The sequence below is a fragment of the Rhizobium cauense genome (assembly GCF_019511525.1).
GTDB classification, from domain to species: Bacteria; Pseudomonadota; Alphaproteobacteria; order Rhizobiales; family Rhizobiaceae; genus Rhizobium; species Rhizobium cauense.
In genome coordinates this window covers 596,952-615,360 of record NZ_JAEUAT010000001.1, presented here as the reverse complement: position 1 = coordinate 615,360, position 18,409 = coordinate 596,952, and the positions used below count along the sequence as shown (strand labels likewise).

Genomic DNA, 18,409 nt, shown 5'->3' with positions numbered 1-18,409 from the left:
CTCTGACCAACGACCAGCTGGCCGCACTCGACGCCACGAAGATCGCCGCTCTCAGCACCAAGGCCGTTGCCGGCCTCACGGCTGACCAGATCAGCGCCCTGACGGCCGATCAGGTCGAAGGCTTCACCTCGCAGCAGACCGCAGCGTTCAGTGCGGCACAGATTGCTGCCATGGAGACGGAGGATCTGGCAAAGTTTTCGAATGAAGATATTGCCGCGATCAACGTGAAAGCAATCAATGGATTGGCAACAGACGACATTGCCGGTCTAACTCAGGCGCAGGTGGAGTCATTCACCACATCGCAGATACAGGCGATGAACTCTCCTCTGGTGGAAGCCGTTCTTGCCGCCTACCACGAGGTATGACCCGAATGGAGCGACTTCGGTCGCTCCGTCTTCATAGAGTCAAACGCCAGCGGCCCGATCATAAGGCCGCTGGCGTTTGACGTTTCAAATTGGTGCCCCGCACGCAGTTAAATTGGCTGCGCTTCCGCGCCTAGCGACACCGCCAAGTACCGAGGGAAGACCGTCCACCATCGCTTGCGTTTACCAGTGTATTGCCGCTCGAGAGAATTTCACCTTGCACGCGCCGAGGTTGCTAGCGCTATTGCTCCCGGCAACGAGAAAAAGTATTCCTTTTGTCGACAAGAGGATTCCTGGATGACTGATATCGATACTAACTCTGTTCCCGAACGGAAACGTGGCTCCGGCGTCAAGATGGTCTATGACCTTTTGCGCGACGAGATTCTCGATCTGGTTTTGCCGCCCGGCAGTCCGATCGACGAGGTGCAACTCGCGGAGCGCTTCAAGATGTCGCGCACGCCGATCCGCGAGGCATTGGTTCGGCTGGCGGGCGAGGGGCTGATCGAAACGCTCCCGAACCGCTCGACCATGGTATCGAATATCGACTTCTTGAATCTCAATACTTTCTTCGACGCCTTGGTCCTGATGTACCGCGTGACAACGCGACTTGCTGCGCGAAACTATCGCCCGGAAGACTTGACAATCATTCGCGGCTTCCATGAGGACTATGCAGCGGCCGTGCAGACGAGAGATGCATTGAGGATGATCTCGACCAATGCGGCCTTCCACGCAGCCATCGCCGACGCGGGACGCAATCCCTACTTCACAAGCCTGTTCCGTCGATTGCTCGATGAAGGCAGACGCATCCTCCGACTTTACTACCGGTCCTACGACGAGCAGTTCCCACAGCGCTTCGTCGATGAGCACGCGGAAATCATCGCAGCGATCGAGGCCCGCGACATCGAGGCGGCCGATCGTCTGGGCAAGGCTCACGCCGAGCAGATCGTTGCTCAGGTACAGAAACTTTTCAGCCGCGATGTCGGGATCGACATCGCCCTGTGAGAACGCCAACAAATCCTGTGTTTTTCTTGTCGACAAATAAAATACAAATTGATATGTAGCCTATGAAAGAGCGAGGCCTGCACATTTGTGCCGGCCGACCGATCGAACGGCCGAAAGGAGATTGATATGAAGGCCAAGATTTTCTCTGGCGTGATTCCCGCCCTGATGACCCCCTGCAAGCCGGATCGTACCCCCGACTTCGACGCCCTCGTTCGCAAAGGGCAGGAGCTGATTGCTCAGGGAATGTCGGCTGTCGTTTACTGCGGCTCGATGGGTGACTGGCCGCTTCTGTCCGATGCGCAGCGCATGGAAGGCGTCGAGCGTCTGGTGAAGGCTGGCATCCCGGTCATCGTCGGCACCGGTGCCGTCAACAGCGCTTCTGCGGTCGCGCATGCCGCTCACGCCCAGAAAGTCGGCGCCCAGGGCCTCATGGTCATCCCGCGCGTCCTGTCGCGCGGCTCGGTGATCGCCGCCCAGAAGGCGCACTTCAAGGCAATCCTTTCGGCCGCTCCGGATCTTCCTGCGGTCATCTACAACAGCCCTTACTATGGCTTCGCCACCCGCGCGGACCTCTTCTTCGCGTTGCGTGCCGAGCATAAGAACCTCGTTGGCTTCAAGGAATTCGGCGGCGCAGCCGACATGCGCTATGCGGCCGAAAACATCACCAGCCGCGATGACGGTGTTTCGCTGATGATCGGCGTCGATACAGCGGTCTTCCACGGTTTCGTAAACTGCGGCGCGACCGGTGCCATCACCGGCATCGGCAACGTGCTGCCGAAGGAAGTGCTGCACCTTTGCAACCTCGCGCAGGCTGCAGCAGAGGGCGATGCCGATGCCCGCCAGCGGGCACTGGAGCTCGAGCAGGCACTTGCCGTTCTCTCCTCGTTCGACGAAGGCCCAGACCTCGTTCTGTTCTTTAAGCACATGATGGTGCTGAAGGGCGACAAGGAGTACACACTCCACTTCAACGAAAGCGACGTCCTGACGGACAGCCAGCGCGGCTACGTCGAATCTCAGTTCAAGCTCTTCAACAACTGGTACGCCGAGTGGAGCAAGCTCCCCGGCGCGGTAGCGAAGTACAAAGCCTGATTTCCAAGGCCCCTTAAATCGAAGGCCCTCCACTGGAGGGCCTTTTTGCATTTCCGGCGTCTCAGGTGATGGCTCAGGCCACCGCCTCCAGACCGCGCGCCAACAACCGCTCGAGCTGCTTGATTTCTGCATCTGTCAGCGTGATGCCGTCGGCCTGCGATTTCGCGCGGGCCACATAGCGGCGCTGCGAGGGAAGACGGGCACCCTGGCCGACGATCGCCTCGAACAGCATCTCTGCACGCGCAAAAGGGTTGCCCGGCCGGCCGGCGGCGAAGGCTTCCGGCGAGAAGGCGATGATCAATTCGCCGTGGAAGGGAGCAAGCGTCGTCGTACCGAGATAATCAAGCACCTCGGGGCTCGTCAGGTCGCCGATCATGATGCCGGCGAGCAGCTCAATCATCGTACCGATCGCGGAACCCTTATGTCCGCCGAACGGCAGCATGGCGCCGGCAAGCGCAACTTCCGGATCTGTCGTCGGGTTGCCGTCGGCATCGATCGCCCAGCCCTCGGGCAGCGACTTTCCGGCCCGACGGTGCAGTTCGATTTCTCCACGCGCCGCAACCGAGGTGGCGAAATCGAAGACGTAAGGCGGCTGGCCGACGCGCGGCCAGGCAAAGGCGAACGGGTTGGTGCCAAGCAGCGGCTTGTTGCCGCCGGTCGGCGCAACGGTTGCGTAGCTCGGGCACATGACCAGGCCGGCAAGCCCCTGTTCGGTCAGCGCTTCCGCTTCCGGCCAGAGTGCAGAGAAATGCGTGCAATCATTGATGACGAGTGCCGCCAGGCCGCAGGTGCGGGCGCGTTCAGCAAGGGCCGGCAGACCGAGCTCGAAGGCCGGATTGGCAAAGCCGCCCTTGGCGTTGACCTTGACGATGGCCGACCCCTCCTGCAGCAGAAGTTCCGGCACGGCGTCCGGGTTCACCTTGCCCGCCTTGACGGTCCGCAACGCACCCTCGATCCGGTAGATGCCGTGCGATTTGCAGGCGTCCCGCTCTCCGGCGACGATCACGCGAGCGAGTGCGCCGGCCTGGATCTCGTTGAGGCCAGCCTTGCGGAAAATCGCATCGACCCGCTCCTGCAGGGCCGGTACGGTCAGGGTGGTGTTGTCGCTCATCTCGTGTCTCTCGTGAATGGCCCGGTCGCCGAAGGCGATCGAGTGTTGATGTTATAAATACATAGAGTATACAAAGATCCGACATGCGCAATTCGCCTTTGGATGGATTTTCGCGTAAAGCACCACGGGCTCTCAAGAAAGGAATCGCAGATGGTCTTCACTCCCAATGGAAAACACCTCATCGCGGGCGAATGGCTCGACGGAGCGGGTACTTTTGCATCCGCGCCGGCTAATGGTCCAGTGCATCAATTCGCCGTCGGCACCGTTGATCTGGTGAACCGCGCTTGCGAGGCAGCCGAAGATGCCTTCTGGAGCTACGGCTACTCCACCCGTGCCGAACGGGCAGCATTCCTGCGTGCCATCGCCGATGAGATCGAGGCTCGTGCCGAAGCGATCACGGAGATAGGTAGCCAGGAAACGGGTCTGCCTCCGGCTCGCCTGCAAGGTGAGCGCGGTCGTACGACCGGCCAGTTGCGTCTCTTCGCCGAGCACATTGAAAAGGGCGAATATCTCGACCGCCGACTGGATGGGGCATTGCCCGACCGTCAACCTGCGCCACGGCCGGAAATCCGGCTCATTCAGCGTCCGGTTGGCGCCGTTGCCGTTTTCGGCGCCTCCAACTTCCCGTTGGCCTTCTCGACTGCCGGCGGCGACACCGCAGCGGCACTGGCTGCGGGTTGCCCTGTCGTGGTCAAGGGCCACTCGGCGCATCCGGGCACCGGCGAAATTGTTGCGCAGGCTATCGAAGCGGCCATTCGCAAGACAGGCGTACATCCGGGCGTCTTCTCCCTGATCCAGGGCGGCAACCGTGATGTCGGTCATGCGCTCGTGCAGCATCCGCGGATCAAGGCTGTCGGCTTCACCGGTTCGCTTGCCGGTGGTCGCGCACTCTTCAACCTATGCGCGGCACGGCCAGAGCCGATCCCGTTCTTCGGCGAACTCGGTTCTGTCAATCCGATGTTCCTGTTGCCGGAAGCGTTGAAGGCTCGCGGCGAAACGCTGGGCCAGGGTTGGGCAGGTTCGCTCACGATGGGTGCCGGCCAGTTCTGCACCAATCCCGGCATTGCCGTAGTGACCGAAGGCGCTGACGCGGATCGCTTCGTGGCCGCGACAGTCGAAGCGTTGGGCAAGGTGGCACCGCAGACCATGCTGACCGATGGCATTGCGAAGGCCTATCAGGATGGCCAGGCGCGCTTCGCCACCCGCAATACGGTCAAGTCGCTGTTCACCAGCGAGTCTTCGGGCCGTTCGGCCGCTCCCAACCTGTTCGAAACAACAGGCGAACAATTCCTCGCCGATCACGCCCTTGGCGAAGAGGTCTTCGGACCGCTCGGCCTTGTCGTGCGGGTGAAGACGATCGACGAGATGGAGCAGCTTGCTCGTGGCTTCGAGGGTCAGTTGACGGTGACCATCCACATGGATGCTGGCGACATTGCCGACGCACGCCGTCTGCGCCCGGTATTGGAGCGCAAGGCTGGACGCGTGCTGGTGAATGGATTCCCGACCGGGGTTGAAGTGGTCGATTCCATGGTTCACGGCGGACCCTATCCCGCTTCAACCAACTTCGGAGCAACCAGCGTCGGCACGATGTCAATCCGGCGCTTCTTGCGTCCGGTTTCGTACCAGAACATGTCGGAAGATCTCCTGCCGGAAGATTTCCTCGGCTGATTTCAGCGGCAGGTAGAAAAGCAAAGGGCGGTCACTACTTGGCCGCCCTTTTTGTCGACATGAATGACGGTCGTCTTATACTTTTTGCATACTTGATGTATTTTAGCATTGATTTGCGCGCTCCAACGAGGAATAGTGCGCCTCGCCGTCTACGGACAAATCCACTCTGGGAGAGAAAAAAGATGAAATCCTCGGTCCTCGCCTTCGGCCTTCTGGCCGCCGCCACCCTTTTGACCAGCCCGGCCAAGGCCGACAAGCTGGACGACATTATCGGTTCGGGCACGCTGCGCTGCGCTGTTGTGCTGGACTTCCCCCCGATGGGTTCGCGCGATGAGAACAACAATCCCATCGGCTTCGACGTGGATTACTGCAACGATCTCGCCAAGGCGCTCGGCGTAACCGCTGAGATCATTGAGACCCCGTTCCCTGAGCGTATTCCGGCGCTGATGTCGGGTCGCGTCGATGTCGGTGTCGCCTCCACCTCCGACACGCTCGAGCGCGCCAAGACTGTCGGCATGACGGTTCCCTACTTCGCCTTCGAGATGGCCGTCACCGCCAACGAGAAGTCGGGCGTAAAGTCCTTCGAAGACATGAAGGGCAAGGTCGTTGGTGCAACAGCCGGCACCTATGAAGCGATTGCACTCGAGCAGCAGGTCAAGGCTTGGGGTGTCGGTGAGTTCCGTCCTTACCAGACGCAGGCCGACGTGTTCCTGGCACTCAGCCAGGGCCAGCTTGACGCCACCGTTTCGACCTCGACCGTCGCTCAGGCCAACGTCAAGACCGGCAAGTTCCCGGGCATCGCAGTGGTCGGCAAGGCGCCGTTCGATATCGACTACGTCGCGCTCTTCACCAACCGCGAGGAATACGGCCTCATCAACTATCTGAACCTGTTCATCAACCAGCAGGTTCGCACCGGCCGCTACGACGAACTTTACAAGAAGTGGGTCGGTGGCGAAGTGCCGTCGCTGGCCGTCAATGGCGTCTACCGTTGATCTGACCGGTTCTCCCGCGGCGCGAGGTTACTCCTCGCGCCGTAGCTTTTCGAAAAGGTGAGACGGTCATGTTCAACTACACCTTCCACTGGAACCAGGCGCTCAAGGCATTGCCGCAAATGCTAGACGGCGCGCTGGTCACGCTGCAGATTGCGCTCTTGTCCATGGTCATCGGACTGGCATGCGCGATCGCGTTGACCTTGTTCCGCCTGTCCGGCAACCGCATCCTTGGCGGTTTTGCCACTGCCTGGGTCGAGATCGCGCGAAATACGCCTGCGCTCTTCCAGATCTACATGGCACACTTCGGTCTCGGCAACTTCGGTATTCACCTCACGCCATTTACCGCGCTGCTGGTCGGCATTGCCTTCAACAACGCCGGTTACCTGGCAGAGAATTTCCGTGGCGCACTGAAGGCGATCCCCGACACGCAGACACGAGCCGGGCGTTCGCTTGGCATGACTTCGATGCAGGCCTTCCGCCTGATCGTTCTGCCGCAGATGCTGCGCGTGGCGTTTCTGCCGGCGACCAACCAGATGGTCTGGGCAGTCTTGATGACCTCGCTCGGCGTAACCGTCGGCATGAACACCGACCTTGCCGGTGTGACGCAGGAGCTGAATGCACGCTCCTTCCGTACCTTTGAATTCTTCGCCCTGGCTGCTGTGATCTACTACGTCATCGCCAAGGTTCTGACCCTTGCCGCCCGGGCGCTTGCCTGGCGCATGTTCCGCTACTGAGAGGTGAGAGATGTTCAATACTGCCCTCACCTGGAGTGATCTGGCCTTCCTGGCGCAAGGCGCGGGGATGACGCTTGCGGTCACCGCCGTTTCAGTCGCCGCTGGAACTGTCCTTGGCATCCTCTTCGGGATGATCCGGGTTGAACTTGGCCCCTACTGGTCCGCACCGCTGACCTTCGTGCTCGATGTATTCCGCTCGGTGCCCTTGCTGATCCAGCTTGTGCTCGGCAATGCCTTGCAGTCGATCATGCGCCTTGGCTGGCCTCCGTTCACGACGTCCTGCGTGGTGCTGTCGCTCTATACGGCGGCCTATTGCACGGAGATCGTTCGCGGCGGCATTTCCTCGGTGCCGCCAACAACGCGCCGTGCGGCTCGCTCGCTCGGCATGACCTGGTGGCAGGACATGCGCTATATTGTAGCGCCGCTGGCGACACGCGTTTCGCTGCCGTCCTGGATCGGACTTACACTCGGCGTCATGAAGGATTCCGCACTGGTGCTCTGGCTCGGCCTGATCGAGTTGCTACGCGCGTCGCAGATTCTCGTGACCCGGCTGCAGGAACCGCTGTTCATCCTGATGATCTGCGGCGCCGTCTACTTCATTATCAGCTTCCCCATCGCCCGGATTGGCGGGTATCTCGAAAAACGGTGGTCCCCCAATGATTGAGATTGAAAACGTCCGCAAATCCTTCGGCCCGTTGGAGGTCCTGAAGGGCATCAACCTTACTGTCCCGAAGGGCGAGGTGCTGACCATCATTGGCGGCTCCGGTTCGGGAAAGTCGACGCTGCTCACCTGCATCAACGGTCTTGAAGGCATCGACGGCGGCCGGATTGTTGTCGATGGAACCGACGTGCATGCCAAAACCACCGACCTCAACAAGCTCCGTCGCAAGCTCGGAATCGTCTTCCAGCAGTGGAATGCGTTCCCGCACCTGACGGTGCTGGAAAACGTCATGCTCGCGCCCAGAAAGGTGCTCGGCCTTCCCAAGGCAGAAGCCGAAGCGATGGCTGTAAAGCAGCTCACCCATGTCGGCCTTGGAGAGAAGCTGAAGGTCTATCCGAACCGCATGTCCGGCGGCCAGCAGCAGCGTATGGCGATTGCCCGCGCGCTCGCCATGTCGCCGGAATATATGCTGTTCGACGAGGTCACCTCGGCGCTCGACCCGCAGCTCGTTGGCGAAGTGCTGGACACTCTGCGCATGCTCGCCTCCGAAGGCATGACGATGATCTGCGTCACACACGAAATGAAGTTTGCGCGTGAGGTGTCGGACCGTGTCGCCTTCTTCCACAAGGGCGTGATGGCTGAGATTGCTCCGCCGGAAGAGCTCTTCGGTGCGCCGAAGGATCCGGAGCTGCAGGCTTTTCTCGCTGCCACCCACTGAGGCCACGATGAACGACCAAAATCAACCTGATGTCATCGTGATCGGAGCGGGGGTCGTCGGACTATCCGCAGCGATCGCAGCACAGGCAAGAGGGCTTTCTGTGGTCGTATTTGACCGGGAAGGTCCCGCTGCCGGAGCATCGGCAGGCAATGCCGGTGCCTTCGCCTTCACCGACATCCTGCCGCTTGCCTCACCCGGCATCCTGAAGAAGGCGCCGAAGTGGCTGCTCGACCCGCTCGGCCCGCTATCGGTGCCCCCGGCCTATGCCCTGCAGATCGCACCATGGATGTTCCGGTTCTGGCGGGCGTGTGCTCCGGGCCGAGTTGCGCATTCGACGTCGGCGCAAACCGCGCTGATGGACCTTTCGAAGGACGAGCTCGAGCCGTTCCTGCAACAGACCGGCACTGCAGCCATGCTGCGCAAGGACGGCAATCTCCAGGTCTATGAAGGTGAGGCCGAATTGAAGGCCGCGCTTCCCGGCTGGAAGGCGCGCGAAGCGCACGGTGTTGAATTTCACCACCTCGATAAGGCCGGGATCGCCGAGATCCAGCCCGGCCTCGCCCCCCGTTTCACGCACGGCACCTTCACGCCGGGCTGGTATTCGATCGCCGATCCCAAGCTCTACACGCTTGCGCTGGCAGATCATTTCCGCAGAATGGGCGGCACAATCGAACGCGTCGAGGTTACGGCCCTGCGTACCACCGAGGGTGGCATTGATGTCGTGAGCGGTGGTGCTTCGCGACGTGCGGCACAGGTGGTTCTTTCGGCAGGCGCCTTTTCCCACCAGGTCGCTCGCACGATCGGCGAGAACATTCCGCTCGAAACGGAAAGAGGCTACAACACCACGCTTCCTCCAGAGGCTTTCGACCTGCGCACGCAGATCACCTTCGGCGGTCATGGTTTCGTCGTTACCCGGCTATCGACGGGTATTCGCGTTGGCGGCGCTGTCGAACTCGGCGGGCTGAAACTGCCACCGAATTTCCGGCGCTCGGAATCGATGCTTGAGAAGGCTCGCAGTTTCCTGCCCGGATTGAAGCCGCAGGGCGGCGTGCAATGGATGGGGTTCCGCCCGTCCTTGCCGGACAGCCTGCCCGCGATCGGCCGGGCTCGCGACACGCAGCGGGTCATCTATGCTTTCGGTCACGGCCATCTCGGCCTGACGCAGTCGGCGGGCACCGCTCGCATCGTCGCTGATCTGCTGACTGGCAAGAAGCCCGCGATCGACATCGCTGCCTTCTCGCCCCAAAGATTCTGACGGAGGCCAAAGACGAGTCAACTGCGACGTTGGCTCGTTGCGACCCCCGTTGGTGAACGCCATCTCTCTCCTGAGGCTTCGCCCGATATGAAACAGTCCGCACTTGATCGCAGCATTCTCTCTGGCCCCGCCGAAGGTCCGGTTATCGCCACGAAGGAAGCCCTAAGCTTCTGGGGTGGGGTTGATCCGGCCACCGGTAGTGTGATCGACGTGCACCACCCGCTTCACGGTACTTGTCTGACAGGCGGCATCCTCATGATGCCGTCGAGCCGCGGGTCCTGCACGGGCTCCGGCGTTCTCCTCGACCTCGTGCTGACAGGCCGCGCACCGGCAGCCCTGGTCTTTTCGGAAGCCGAAGATGTCCTGACGCTCGGTGCGCTGATCGCATCTGAAATGTTCGGAAAGCCGCTGCCCGTACTGCGGCTTGGATCGGACGCCTTCGCAGCACTCGCCCAGGCGAAGACCGCTGTTATCAGCGATACGGCGGTTGTGGCCGACGGATTGGAGATTGCCATTGCGCCTCCGGCAACCACTGCGCTTGATCTCACGGATGCCGATCGCGCCATGCTTGATGGGCGACAGGGCGTTGCCGTGCAGCAGGCCATGCGGATCATCTGTGCGATGGCGGCGCAGCAGGGCGCGCTCGGCCTCGTGGATGTCACTCAGGGTCATATCGACGGCTGCATCTATGCGAGCCCGGCGAACCTTACCTTCGCGGAAAAAATGGCTGATATGGGCGCGCAAGTTTGCGTACCAACAACCATGAACGCCATTTCCGTCGACCACGCCAACTGGCAGGCCCAAGGCGTGCCCTCGAGTTTCGGCGACCCGGCGGCCCGGCTTGCCGATGCCTACGTCCGCATGGGCTGTCGGCCGACCTTCACCTGCTCTCCATACCTGCTCGAAAGCGCGCCTCAGGCAGGCGAATCCATCGCCTGGGCGGAATCGAATGCAGTGATTTTCGCTAATACCGTTCTCGGAGCCAGAACGGCAAAGCACCCCGATTTTCTTGATCTATGCATCGCATTGACCGGCCGAGCACCACTCTCCGGCGTCTATCTCGACGAGCAGCGGAAAGCCCGGCGGATCATCGATGTGGAGTTGCCGGAACACGTCGATGATGCCTTCTGGCCACTGATTGGCTATCTCGCCGGTCGCGCGGCACCGGACCGCATACCGCTTCTGCGCGGCCTTGGTTCGGCACGGCCGACGCAGGACGATCTCAAGGCGCTCTGTGCTGCGTTTGGCACGACGTCCGCAGCACCCATGTTGCATGTCGAAGGCGTCACACCCGAAGCGGTTGGCGCTGCGCGAGGCGATGCCGATCATGCATCGATCTCCCGCGCCGACATGGCGGCGGCCTGGGCTGTTTTGAACGGCGGTCCGGAGGAGGTGGAACTCGTCGCAATCGGTAGCCCGCACGCCTCCTTGTCTGAGTGTCGCGCTTTGGCTGAGGTTCTGGCCGGGCGCCGCCGGCATGCCGATGTCGCTGTCATCGTCACGGCCGGCCGTCAGGTCATTGGCGATGCACGCGATGAAGGCCTGCTTGGAAGGCTTGAGGATGCGGGTGTGCAGGTCCTGCCAGATCTTTGCTGGTGTTCGATTTCCGAGCCGCTATTCCCGACTCGGACGCGCGCCCTCATAACCAATTCCGGCAAGTATGCCCATTATGGCCCAGGCCTCTCCGGTCGTGCCGTTCGCTTCGGCAGCCTTGCTGATTGCGTCGAAGCGGCTCTGACCGGACGCGTCGCCCCGCGGCTCCCCAACTGGCTTTCCTGAGGAGGTATCATGCGCAGTACCAAGACCATTCATGTCGTTTCCGCCCATGCCGAGGGCGAGGTGGGAGATGTCATCGTCGGCGGCGTGACGCCGCCGCCCGGCGAAACGATCTGGGAGCAGAGCCGCTGGATCGCCCGCGATGGCACTCTGCGCAATTTCGTGCTGAACGAACCGCGCGGCGGCGTCTTCCGCCACGTCAATCTGCTGGTGCCCCCGAAGCATCCGGATGCCGATGCCGCCTTCATCATCATGGAGCCTGAGGACACGCCGCCGATGTCCGGCTCGAACTCGATCTGCGTCTCCACGGTGTTGCTGGACAGCGGCATCCTGCCGATGCAGGAGCCGATTACTGAAATCACCCTGGAGGCCCCCGGTGGCCTCGTTCGGGTGCGCGCCGAATGCCGCAACGGCAAGGCCGAGCGCATTTTCGTGCAGAACCTCCCGAGCTTTGCGGAACGGCTGGATGCCAAGCTCGAAGTTGAGGGCCTGGGCACCTTGATCGTCGACACGGCCTATGGCGGCGACAGCTTCGTCATCGTCGATGCGGCCGCAATGGGCTTCGGCCTGTCGCCCGATGAGGCGCATGACATTGCAAAGCTCGGCGTGCGCATCACCAACGCGGCCAACGCTGCGCTCGGATTCCACCACCCAGAAAATCCGGATTGGAAGCACTTTTCCTTCTGCCTCTTCGCAGGTCCGGTCGAGCGCACCGCCGAAGGTCTGCGCGCGGGTGCGGCCGTCGCCATTCAGCCTGGCAAGGTCGATCGTTCGCCGACCGGAACGGCACTTTCGGCGCGCATGGCGGTATTGCATGCGCGTGGGCAGATGAACCTCGAAGATCGTTTGACGGCGGTCTCGCTGATCGGTTCGACCTTCTCCGGCCGCATTCTCGGCACCACGACAGTCGGCGATCGCCCGGCGGTCCTGCCTGAGATTTCGGGCCGTGCCTGGATTACCGGCACGCATCAGCACATGCTCGATCCGTCCGACCCCTGGCCGGAAGGCTATCGGCTCACCGACACCTGGGGGGCGCGTTAAACATATGAAGAGGCCCGCCGAACGGCGGGCCTTTTGCTTGGAAGTCGCCCCGCTCAACGATCCATGTGATAGCAGGCGGCGGTGTGGCCAGGCCGAACCTGCTCCGTTGCCGGCATTTCCGTGCGACAGATATCTGTCGCCTTCCAGCAGCGTGGAGAAAAGACGCAGCCTTGCGGCGGATTGAGCGGCGAGGGTGGATCGCCCTGAAGCCGGATGCGCTGGCGGCTCCGGGCAAGCTTCGGATCGGGCACCGGCGCGGCCGAGAAGAGGGCCTGCGTATACGGATGCGCGGGTCGGTCGAACACTGTGGCGCAATCACCGGCCTCGACCACCTTGCCGAGATAGAGCACCAGCACGTCGTCAGAAATCAGGCGGACAACCGAGAGGTCGTGGCTGATGAAGATCAGCGTCAGCCCGAACTCGTTGCGAAGCTTGCGTAGGAGCGTGATCACCTGCCCCTGGATCGACACGTCGAGCGCCGAGACCGGTTCGTCGCAAATGATGAGCTTCGGCCGCGTCACGACCGCCCGGGCGATGCCGATGCGCTGCGCCTGGCCGCCGGAAAACTCGTGCGGGTAGCGGTTGATCATTTCGGGCACCAGACCGACGGCTGCCATGATCTCCCGGACACGCGCCAGTCGTTCGGCCTTCGAAAGCTTCGGTTCGAAGACGGTCAACGGTTCGGCGATGATATCGCCGACCGTCATGCGCGGGTCGAGCGAAGCGATCGGATCCTGGAAGATGATCTGCATGTCGCGCCGGGCTGCACGCATCTCCTCGTCCGACAGATCAAGCAGATTCCGCCCCTGCCACAGGATGCGGCCTTTCTGCGACTTCAGCAGGCGCAGGATTGAGCGGCCGAGCGTTGACTTGCCGCAACCGGATTCGCCGACGATGCCGAGCGTGCGGCCTTCCTTGAGGTCGAAGCTCACATTGTTGACGGCCGTCAATAGGACCGGCGGCTTAAAGAAGCCCTTGGCGGGCAGTTCGAATTGGGTCGTCAGGTTCTCGACCCGGAGCAGAGAACGATCAGCCATGGATCAGAAGCTCCTCGCGGCGCGGGAAGGGGTGGAAGCAGGCGGCGCAGTGGAGTGGCGCCAGCGTTTCGAGTGTTGGTGGACGATCGATACAATCGTCCTGAACCTGCGAACAGCGGGGCGAGAAGTTGCAGCCCTTCGGCAGGTGCTGGAGGTTCGGTGGCCGCCCAGGGATGACCACGAGCTCGTCAACGTTCTGGTCCGGACGCGGGATGGAGGCATGCAGTGCCGCCGTATAGGGATGTGCCGGATTGTCGAACAGTTCGTCGACCGGAGCCTCTTCTACAATGCGGCCGGCATACATGACGGCGACACGGTCGGCGAGGCCCGCGACCACGCCGAGGTCGTGAGTTATCATGACAAGCGCCGTGTTCATTTCGGACATCAGATCGTTGAAGAGGTCAAGGATCTGCGCCTGGATGGTGACGTCGAGCGCTGTCGTCGGCTCATCAGCGATCAGCAGCTTCGGCTTGGTCAATAGCGCCATGGCGATGACGATGCGCTGGCGCATGCCGCCCGACAGTTCGTGCGGATAGAGGTTGAAGCGCCGTGACGGGTCGGGAATGCCCACACGCTTCAACATGTCGAGCGCTTCAGCTGACGCCGCGCGTGCAGTAAAGCCGCGATGGACTTCCAGCTGTTCCGTCAGTTGCCGGGAAATCCGTAGCGATGGATTGAGGGCGGTCATCGGGTCCTGAAAGACCATGGCCATGTCCTTGCCGCGCACCTGGTCGAGTTCTCGCGGCTTTAGCGCCAGAACATTCTTGCCCTCGAGCAGAGCCTGGCCGGAAGTGCGGCCATTCTTGGCGAGCAGCCCCATGACGCCGAGGAAGGTCTGGCTCTTGCCCGAGCCGGACTCGCCGACGATCGCCAGGCGCTCGCCGCGCTTGATCGTCAGGTTCATGCTCGAGACCGCCCGTACCTGGCCGTCCGGTGTCTCGAAGGTGATGGAGTAGTCTTTGAGTTCGAGAAGGTTTTCGGTCATGTTAGCGATCCTTCGGGTCGAACGCGTCGCGTAGGCCGTCGCCGATGAACAGCAGGCTGAGCAGAAGGGCGACAAGAAAGCTGGCTGGGAAGATCAAGAGCCACGGCATGCTTTCCATGGCGTCGGTGCCTTCGGCGATCAGCGTGCCAAGTGAGGTCAGCGGCTCCTGTACGCCGAAGCCAAGATAAGAGAGAAAGCTCTCCGTGGCGATGATCTCGGGAACCGTCAGCGCCGCGAAGATCACGACCGGGCCGACGAGGTTCGGGATGATGTGCTTTATGATGATCTTGAACGGCTTCTGGCCCGAGGCGCGGGCAGCCTCGATGAATTCGCGCTGCTTGATCGACAGCGTCTGACCGCGCACGATGCGAGCCATGGTCAGCCATTCCAGCGCACCGATCGCTGCAAAGAGCAGGTAGACGTTGCGGCCGAAGATCACCATCAGCAGGATGACGAAAAGGATGTAGGGAAGCGCGTACATGATGTCGACGAAGCGCATCATGATCGCGTCCAGCCTGCCGCCGATATAGCCGGAGACGGCGCCGTAAAGCACGCCGATGACGACTGAGACGATGGTTGCCGTGGCGGCGACGGCCAGCGAGATGCGCGTGCCGTAGAGCACACGGGCAAGGAGGTCGCGGCCATTCGGATCCGTGCCGAAATAGTGGCCGGTTTCGAACGACGGAGGGATGCGGAAGGCTGCCCAGTCCGGATCTTCGTAGTTGTAGGGAATGAACCACGGGCCGGCGAAGGCGGCGAGGATCAAGAGCACGAGGACGACGATCGAGATCACTGCCGCCTTGTTGCGGGCGAGGCGTCTCAGCGCATCCTTGGTGAGCGAACGGCCCTCCGGCGCGAGGCCTTCGGCCTCCAGTAGCTCGGCTGCCAGCAGTTCGCGTTTGGCAGGGTTGAGGATCATCGGTTTCTCACTTTCGGATCGAGCCACGCATAGGCGATATCGACGAGAAGGTTCAGAATGACGATCAGCACCATGTAGAAGATGACCGTTCCGAGAACCATGCCGTAGTCGCGGTTAAGCGCTGCGTTGATGAAGTAGCGGCCGATGCCGGGCAGTCCGAAGACGCTCTCGACAACCAGCGAGCCGGTGAGAAGATAACTGGCCGCCGGGCCGAGATAGGAAACGACGGGCATCATGGCGGGCTTCAGCGCATGGCGCATGATTGTCAGGCGCGGGCCGATGCCCTTGGCCTTGGCGGTGCGGATATAGTTCTGGCCCATCACCTCGATCATCGAGCCGCGGGTGATGCGAGAAATGCGCCCGGCATGCGGCAGCGCCAGCACGACCACAGGCATGATCAGATACTTCAGCGAGCCGTCACCCCAACCGCCGACGGGAAGCCAGGCGAGATGGATGCCGAAAATCAGCTGCAGGACCGGAGCGATCAGGAAGTTGGGCAACACGACGCCTACCAGGATCATCGCGCCGAGAATGTAGTCCGGCATCTTGTTCTGATAGAGCGCCCCAAGACAGCCGACAACGACCCCGACAACGATGGCGAGCAAGAAGGCGGCAGTGCCGATGGTGAAGGTGTAGGGCAGGCCGATCATGATTTGCTGCGCGACGGTGAAGTCTTCGCTGGCAAAGGAGGGGCCGAGGTCGCCACGCAGCAGATCGCCCACATAGATGAGGTACTGCTGAACGAGTGGCTTATCCAGGTTGTAGTGGGCAGCCAGGTTCTTGAGGATCACCGGCGGCAATGGCCTTTCGCCATCGAAGGGGCCGCCGGGGGCAAGGCGCAAAACGAAAAAGCAAGCTGTGACGGCGATCCACAGTACGGGGATCGTCGACAGCAATCGACGGAGTGCATATTTGATCATGGTCGTGGACCGGCCCCTTCAGCCAGAGCGGAAGGGGCCGTTTTCCCTTACTCTTTCATCGACAGCCAGCGCGTGCGGTGGATGTCCTGGACGTTGTCGACGAAGCCCTCGATCTTGGGCGAAACAACGTTCTTGGAGACATAGTAGTAGATCGGCAGGGCGGCGGAATCGTCGAGCGCGATCTGCTCGGCCTGCTTGAAGAGCTCGGCGCGCTTCGTCAGATCCGTCTGGGCGTTGCCATCCTTGATCAGCTTGTCATATTCCGGGTTCGACCAGCGGCCGTAGTTCATCTGAACGCCAGTCACCAGCAAATTCAGGAAGTTGTCCGGGTCGTTGTAGTCGGCGAGCCAGCCGGCACGGCCGATCTGCACTTCGCCGCGCTGCAGCTGGTCGTAGTGCACCTTGGTTTCGGCATTGACCAGCTCGACATTGACGCCCAGCGGCTTCCACATGGAGGCGATCGCGACTGCAATGCGCTTGTGGTTGTCGTTGGTGTTGTACTTGAGCTCGGCGGTCAGCGGATGGTCGGGACCGAAACCTGCTTCCTTGAGCAACTTCTTGGCTTCTTCAACCTTGTCCTTGTAGGACATGTCCTTCCACGAGACGTAGGCCGGGTCGCCATAGTTCGCCGTACCCGGCGGGACCCAGGAATAGGCAGGCAGTTCGCCGGTGCCGAGGATCTGCGGGCCGATGACTTCGCGGTTGATCGCCATAGACAGAGCCTGACGGACGCGCTTGTCGCTGAAGGGCGGCTTTTGCGAATTGACGACGTAATAGTAGAGGCCGGAGAACGGCGCGACATGTGCCTGACCCGGCAGGTTCTTCTTCATCCACTCGTACTGGTCGGTCGGGAAGTCGGTGAGGATGTCGAATTCGCCAGCGCGGTAGCGCTTCAAGGCGGCTTCCTGGTCCTCGAGAACGAAGAACTTGGCGCCGTCGATCTTCAGGTCTTTCACACCGTAGTACTGGTCGTTCTTAACGGTGGTGACGTGCGAGCCCGGTACCCATTCGGTCGGCTTGTAGGGACCGTTTGTGACGATATTGCCGATCTTCACCCAGTCGGCACCCTTGGCTTCCACGACATGCTTCGGCAGCGGATAGGCTGTGTAATGCATCAGTGCGTTGATGAAGTACGGGGTCGGGTTTTCGAGCGTGATTTCGAGGGTCTTGTCATCGATTGCCTTTACGCCCAGCTGGCTGAGATCTGCTATCTCGCCTTTGCTGATCTTTTCCGCGTTCTTGATCGTGAACTGCAGGTAGGCGTAGTCGGAGGCATTCTTCGGATCGACCAGGCGCTGGAGGGCGAAGACGAAGTCTCCCGCCGTTACCGGCTGGCCATCGGACCACTTGATGCCGTCGCGAAGTTTGAAGGTATAGACCTTGCCGTCATCCGAAACCTTCCAGCTCTCGGCCTGGCCGGGGATGGGGTTGTCCTTCGCGTCTTCAGTGACGAGACCTTCGAAAATGTCGCCTGCGATACGGTTTTCCCAATCGCCGGAGAGTTTTTGCGGATCGAGCGAGGTTGGGTCACCGCCGTTGTGGATGTTGAGCGTCGCCGCATGGGCCGACACCGCAAGCAGTGAGCCAAGCACTGCCGAAACCATGAATCGTTTCGTGAGGAAGTTCATTTGGGGGCCACCTTTCTAGGCTTTGCGCCTTTTTTAGTCGTTTGTTCCCGTGACCAGTTACGTTCAGGTCAGAGCGCAACCTATCGTAAAGGTCTGGCGTTGCAAGTCCTGAAATTAAGAAGCGGAAGGGCTACCTTGTCGCCGCGATTTTCGCTGCTCATTCCGCTTCAGCGTCACGAAAAGCGGCGATTTCGCACTCGGTGACCGCAATTCAAGGCGATGGGATGCCTCTCTGAAAATCAATCAACGGTTGATTTCACAATTGCTAGCCGGCTCAAATTTTCGTGCGGTCAATAAAAATTGCATTGAGATTTCAATGCGCTTGCGTCCGTTTGTCGTCTGTTTGCGACATGGCGCGCTGCGTTCCGTCCGAGACGCGTCGTTTTGCCCGGCAGCTTACCTGGAGCGCGATCGACACCCTGCCGTGCGACAGCGAAACGATGTGTGTCGTGCCCGCGAAACCGGTATTGTCGGGAAGATATCCACACCGGACTGGGGAAGGAGTGACGCT

17 protein-coding genes are annotated in these 18,409 nt (G+C 61.2%); 11 read left to right on the top strand and 6 right to left on the bottom strand.

Annotated elements, in window-relative coordinates:
* The 3 genes from JNB88_RS03080 to JNB88_RS03070 form a co-directional block, all read left to right on the top strand.
* Positions 1-365 (top strand): hypothetical protein (locus JNB88_RS03080; RefSeq protein WP_220354241.1); only part of this gene is annotated, 365 nt, incomplete at its 5' end.
* A 294-nt stretch (positions 366-659) separates the two neighbouring features.
* Positions 660-1,364 (top strand): GntR family transcriptional regulator, encoded by a 705-nt coding sequence (locus tag JNB88_RS03075; protein ID WP_220354240.1) that lies wholly within the window; start codon positions 660-662, stop codon positions 1,362-1,364.
* Between the two features lie 126 nt (positions 1,365-1,490).
* The gene (locus tag JNB88_RS03070; RefSeq protein WP_220354239.1) at positions 1,491-2,453 is read left to right on the top strand and encodes a dihydrodipicolinate synthase family protein; all 963 of its coding nucleotides are present in this window, start codon (positions 1,491-1,493) and stop codon (positions 2,451-2,453) included.
* Between the two features lie 73 nt (positions 2,454-2,526).
* Here the strand turns inward: JNB88_RS03070 and JNB88_RS03065 are convergent, their stop codons facing one another.
* On the bottom strand, positions 2,527-3,564 hold the full coding sequence (locus tag JNB88_RS03065) for an Ldh family oxidoreductase (protein WP_220354238.1): 1,038 nt from the start codon (positions 3,562-3,564) through the stop codon (positions 2,527-2,529).
* Between the two features lie 150 nt (positions 3,565-3,714).
* Here JNB88_RS03065 and JNB88_RS03060 point away from each other — a divergent pair, with 150 nt between their 5' ends.
* From JNB88_RS03060 to JNB88_RS03025, 8 genes are all read left to right on the top strand, one after another.
* On the top strand, positions 3,715-5,232 hold the full coding sequence (locus JNB88_RS03060) for an aldehyde dehydrogenase (NADP(+)) (RefSeq protein ID WP_220354237.1): 1,518 nt from the start codon (positions 3,715-3,717) through the stop codon (positions 5,230-5,232).
* A 182-nt stretch (positions 5,233-5,414) separates the two neighbouring features.
* The gene (locus JNB88_RS03055) at positions 5,415-6,224 is read left to right on the top strand and encodes an ABC transporter substrate-binding protein (protein ID WP_220354236.1); all 810 of its coding nucleotides are present in this window, start codon (positions 5,415-5,417) and stop codon (positions 6,222-6,224) included.
* A 68-nt stretch (positions 6,225-6,292) separates the two neighbouring features.
* Positions 6,293-6,958: an amino acid ABC transporter permease gene (locus JNB88_RS03050; protein ID WP_220354235.1), complete on the top strand. Its 666-nt coding sequence runs from the start codon at positions 6,293-6,295 to the stop codon at positions 6,956-6,958.
* A gap of 10 nt (positions 6,959-6,968) precedes the next feature.
* Entirely contained in the window at positions 6,969-7,622 is a 654-nt protein-coding gene (locus JNB88_RS03045) for an amino acid ABC transporter permease (protein WP_037131255.1), read from the top strand.
* The gene (locus JNB88_RS03040; RefSeq protein WP_220354234.1) at positions 7,615-8,337 is read left to right on the top strand and encodes an amino acid ABC transporter ATP-binding protein; all 723 of its coding nucleotides are present in this window, start codon (positions 7,615-7,617) and stop codon (positions 8,335-8,337) included. The genes JNB88_RS03045 and JNB88_RS03040 overlap by 8 nt, the downstream gene beginning before the upstream one ends.
* Positions 8,338-8,344: 7 nt before the next feature.
* Entirely contained in the window at positions 8,345-9,592 is a 1,248-nt protein-coding gene (locus JNB88_RS03035; protein WP_220354233.1) for an NAD(P)/FAD-dependent oxidoreductase, read from the top strand.
* Between the two features lie 87 nt (positions 9,593-9,679).
* Positions 9,680-11,371, top strand: a complete 1,692-nt coding sequence (gene lhpI, locus JNB88_RS03030; protein ID WP_220354232.1) for a cis-3-hydroxy-L-proline dehydratase — start codon at positions 9,680-9,682, stop codon at positions 11,369-11,371.
* Between the two features lie 9 nt (positions 11,372-11,380).
* Complete coding sequence (locus JNB88_RS03025; protein ID WP_220354231.1) at positions 11,381-12,409, top strand: trans-3-hydroxy-L-proline dehydratase; 1,029 nt, start codon at positions 11,381-11,383, stop codon at positions 12,407-12,409.
* A gap of 53 nt (positions 12,410-12,462) precedes the next feature.
* On the opposite strand, the gene JNB88_RS03020 is transcribed toward JNB88_RS03025, so the two are convergent.
* Genes JNB88_RS03020 through JNB88_RS03000 form a run of 5 tightly spaced genes read right to left on the bottom strand, consistent with a single transcriptional unit; the run spans position 12,463 to position 17,898 of the window.
* Positions 12,463-13,446: an ABC transporter ATP-binding protein gene (locus JNB88_RS03020; protein ID WP_220354230.1), complete on the bottom strand. Its 984-nt coding sequence runs from the start codon at positions 13,444-13,446 to the stop codon at positions 12,463-12,465.
* Complete coding sequence (locus JNB88_RS03015) at positions 13,439-14,431, bottom strand: ABC transporter ATP-binding protein (protein WP_220354229.1); 993 nt, start codon at positions 14,429-14,431, stop codon at positions 13,439-13,441. The genes JNB88_RS03020 and JNB88_RS03015 overlap by 8 nt, the downstream gene beginning before the upstream one ends.
* Before the next feature lies 1 nt (position 14,432).
* Positions 14,433-15,350, bottom strand: a complete 918-nt coding sequence (locus JNB88_RS03010) for an ABC transporter permease (protein WP_220354228.1) — start codon at positions 15,348-15,350, stop codon at positions 14,433-14,435.
* Entirely contained in the window at positions 15,347-16,270 is a 924-nt protein-coding gene (locus JNB88_RS03005) for an ABC transporter permease subunit (protein WP_037131236.1), read from the bottom strand. The genes JNB88_RS03010 and JNB88_RS03005 overlap by 4 nt, the downstream gene beginning before the upstream one ends.
* Before the next feature lie 47 nt (positions 16,271-16,317).
* On the bottom strand, positions 16,318-17,898 hold the full coding sequence (locus JNB88_RS03000) for a peptide ABC transporter substrate-binding protein (RefSeq protein WP_220354227.1): 1,581 nt from the start codon (positions 17,896-17,898) through the stop codon (positions 16,318-16,320).
* Positions 17,899-18,409: the final 511 nt, after the last annotated feature.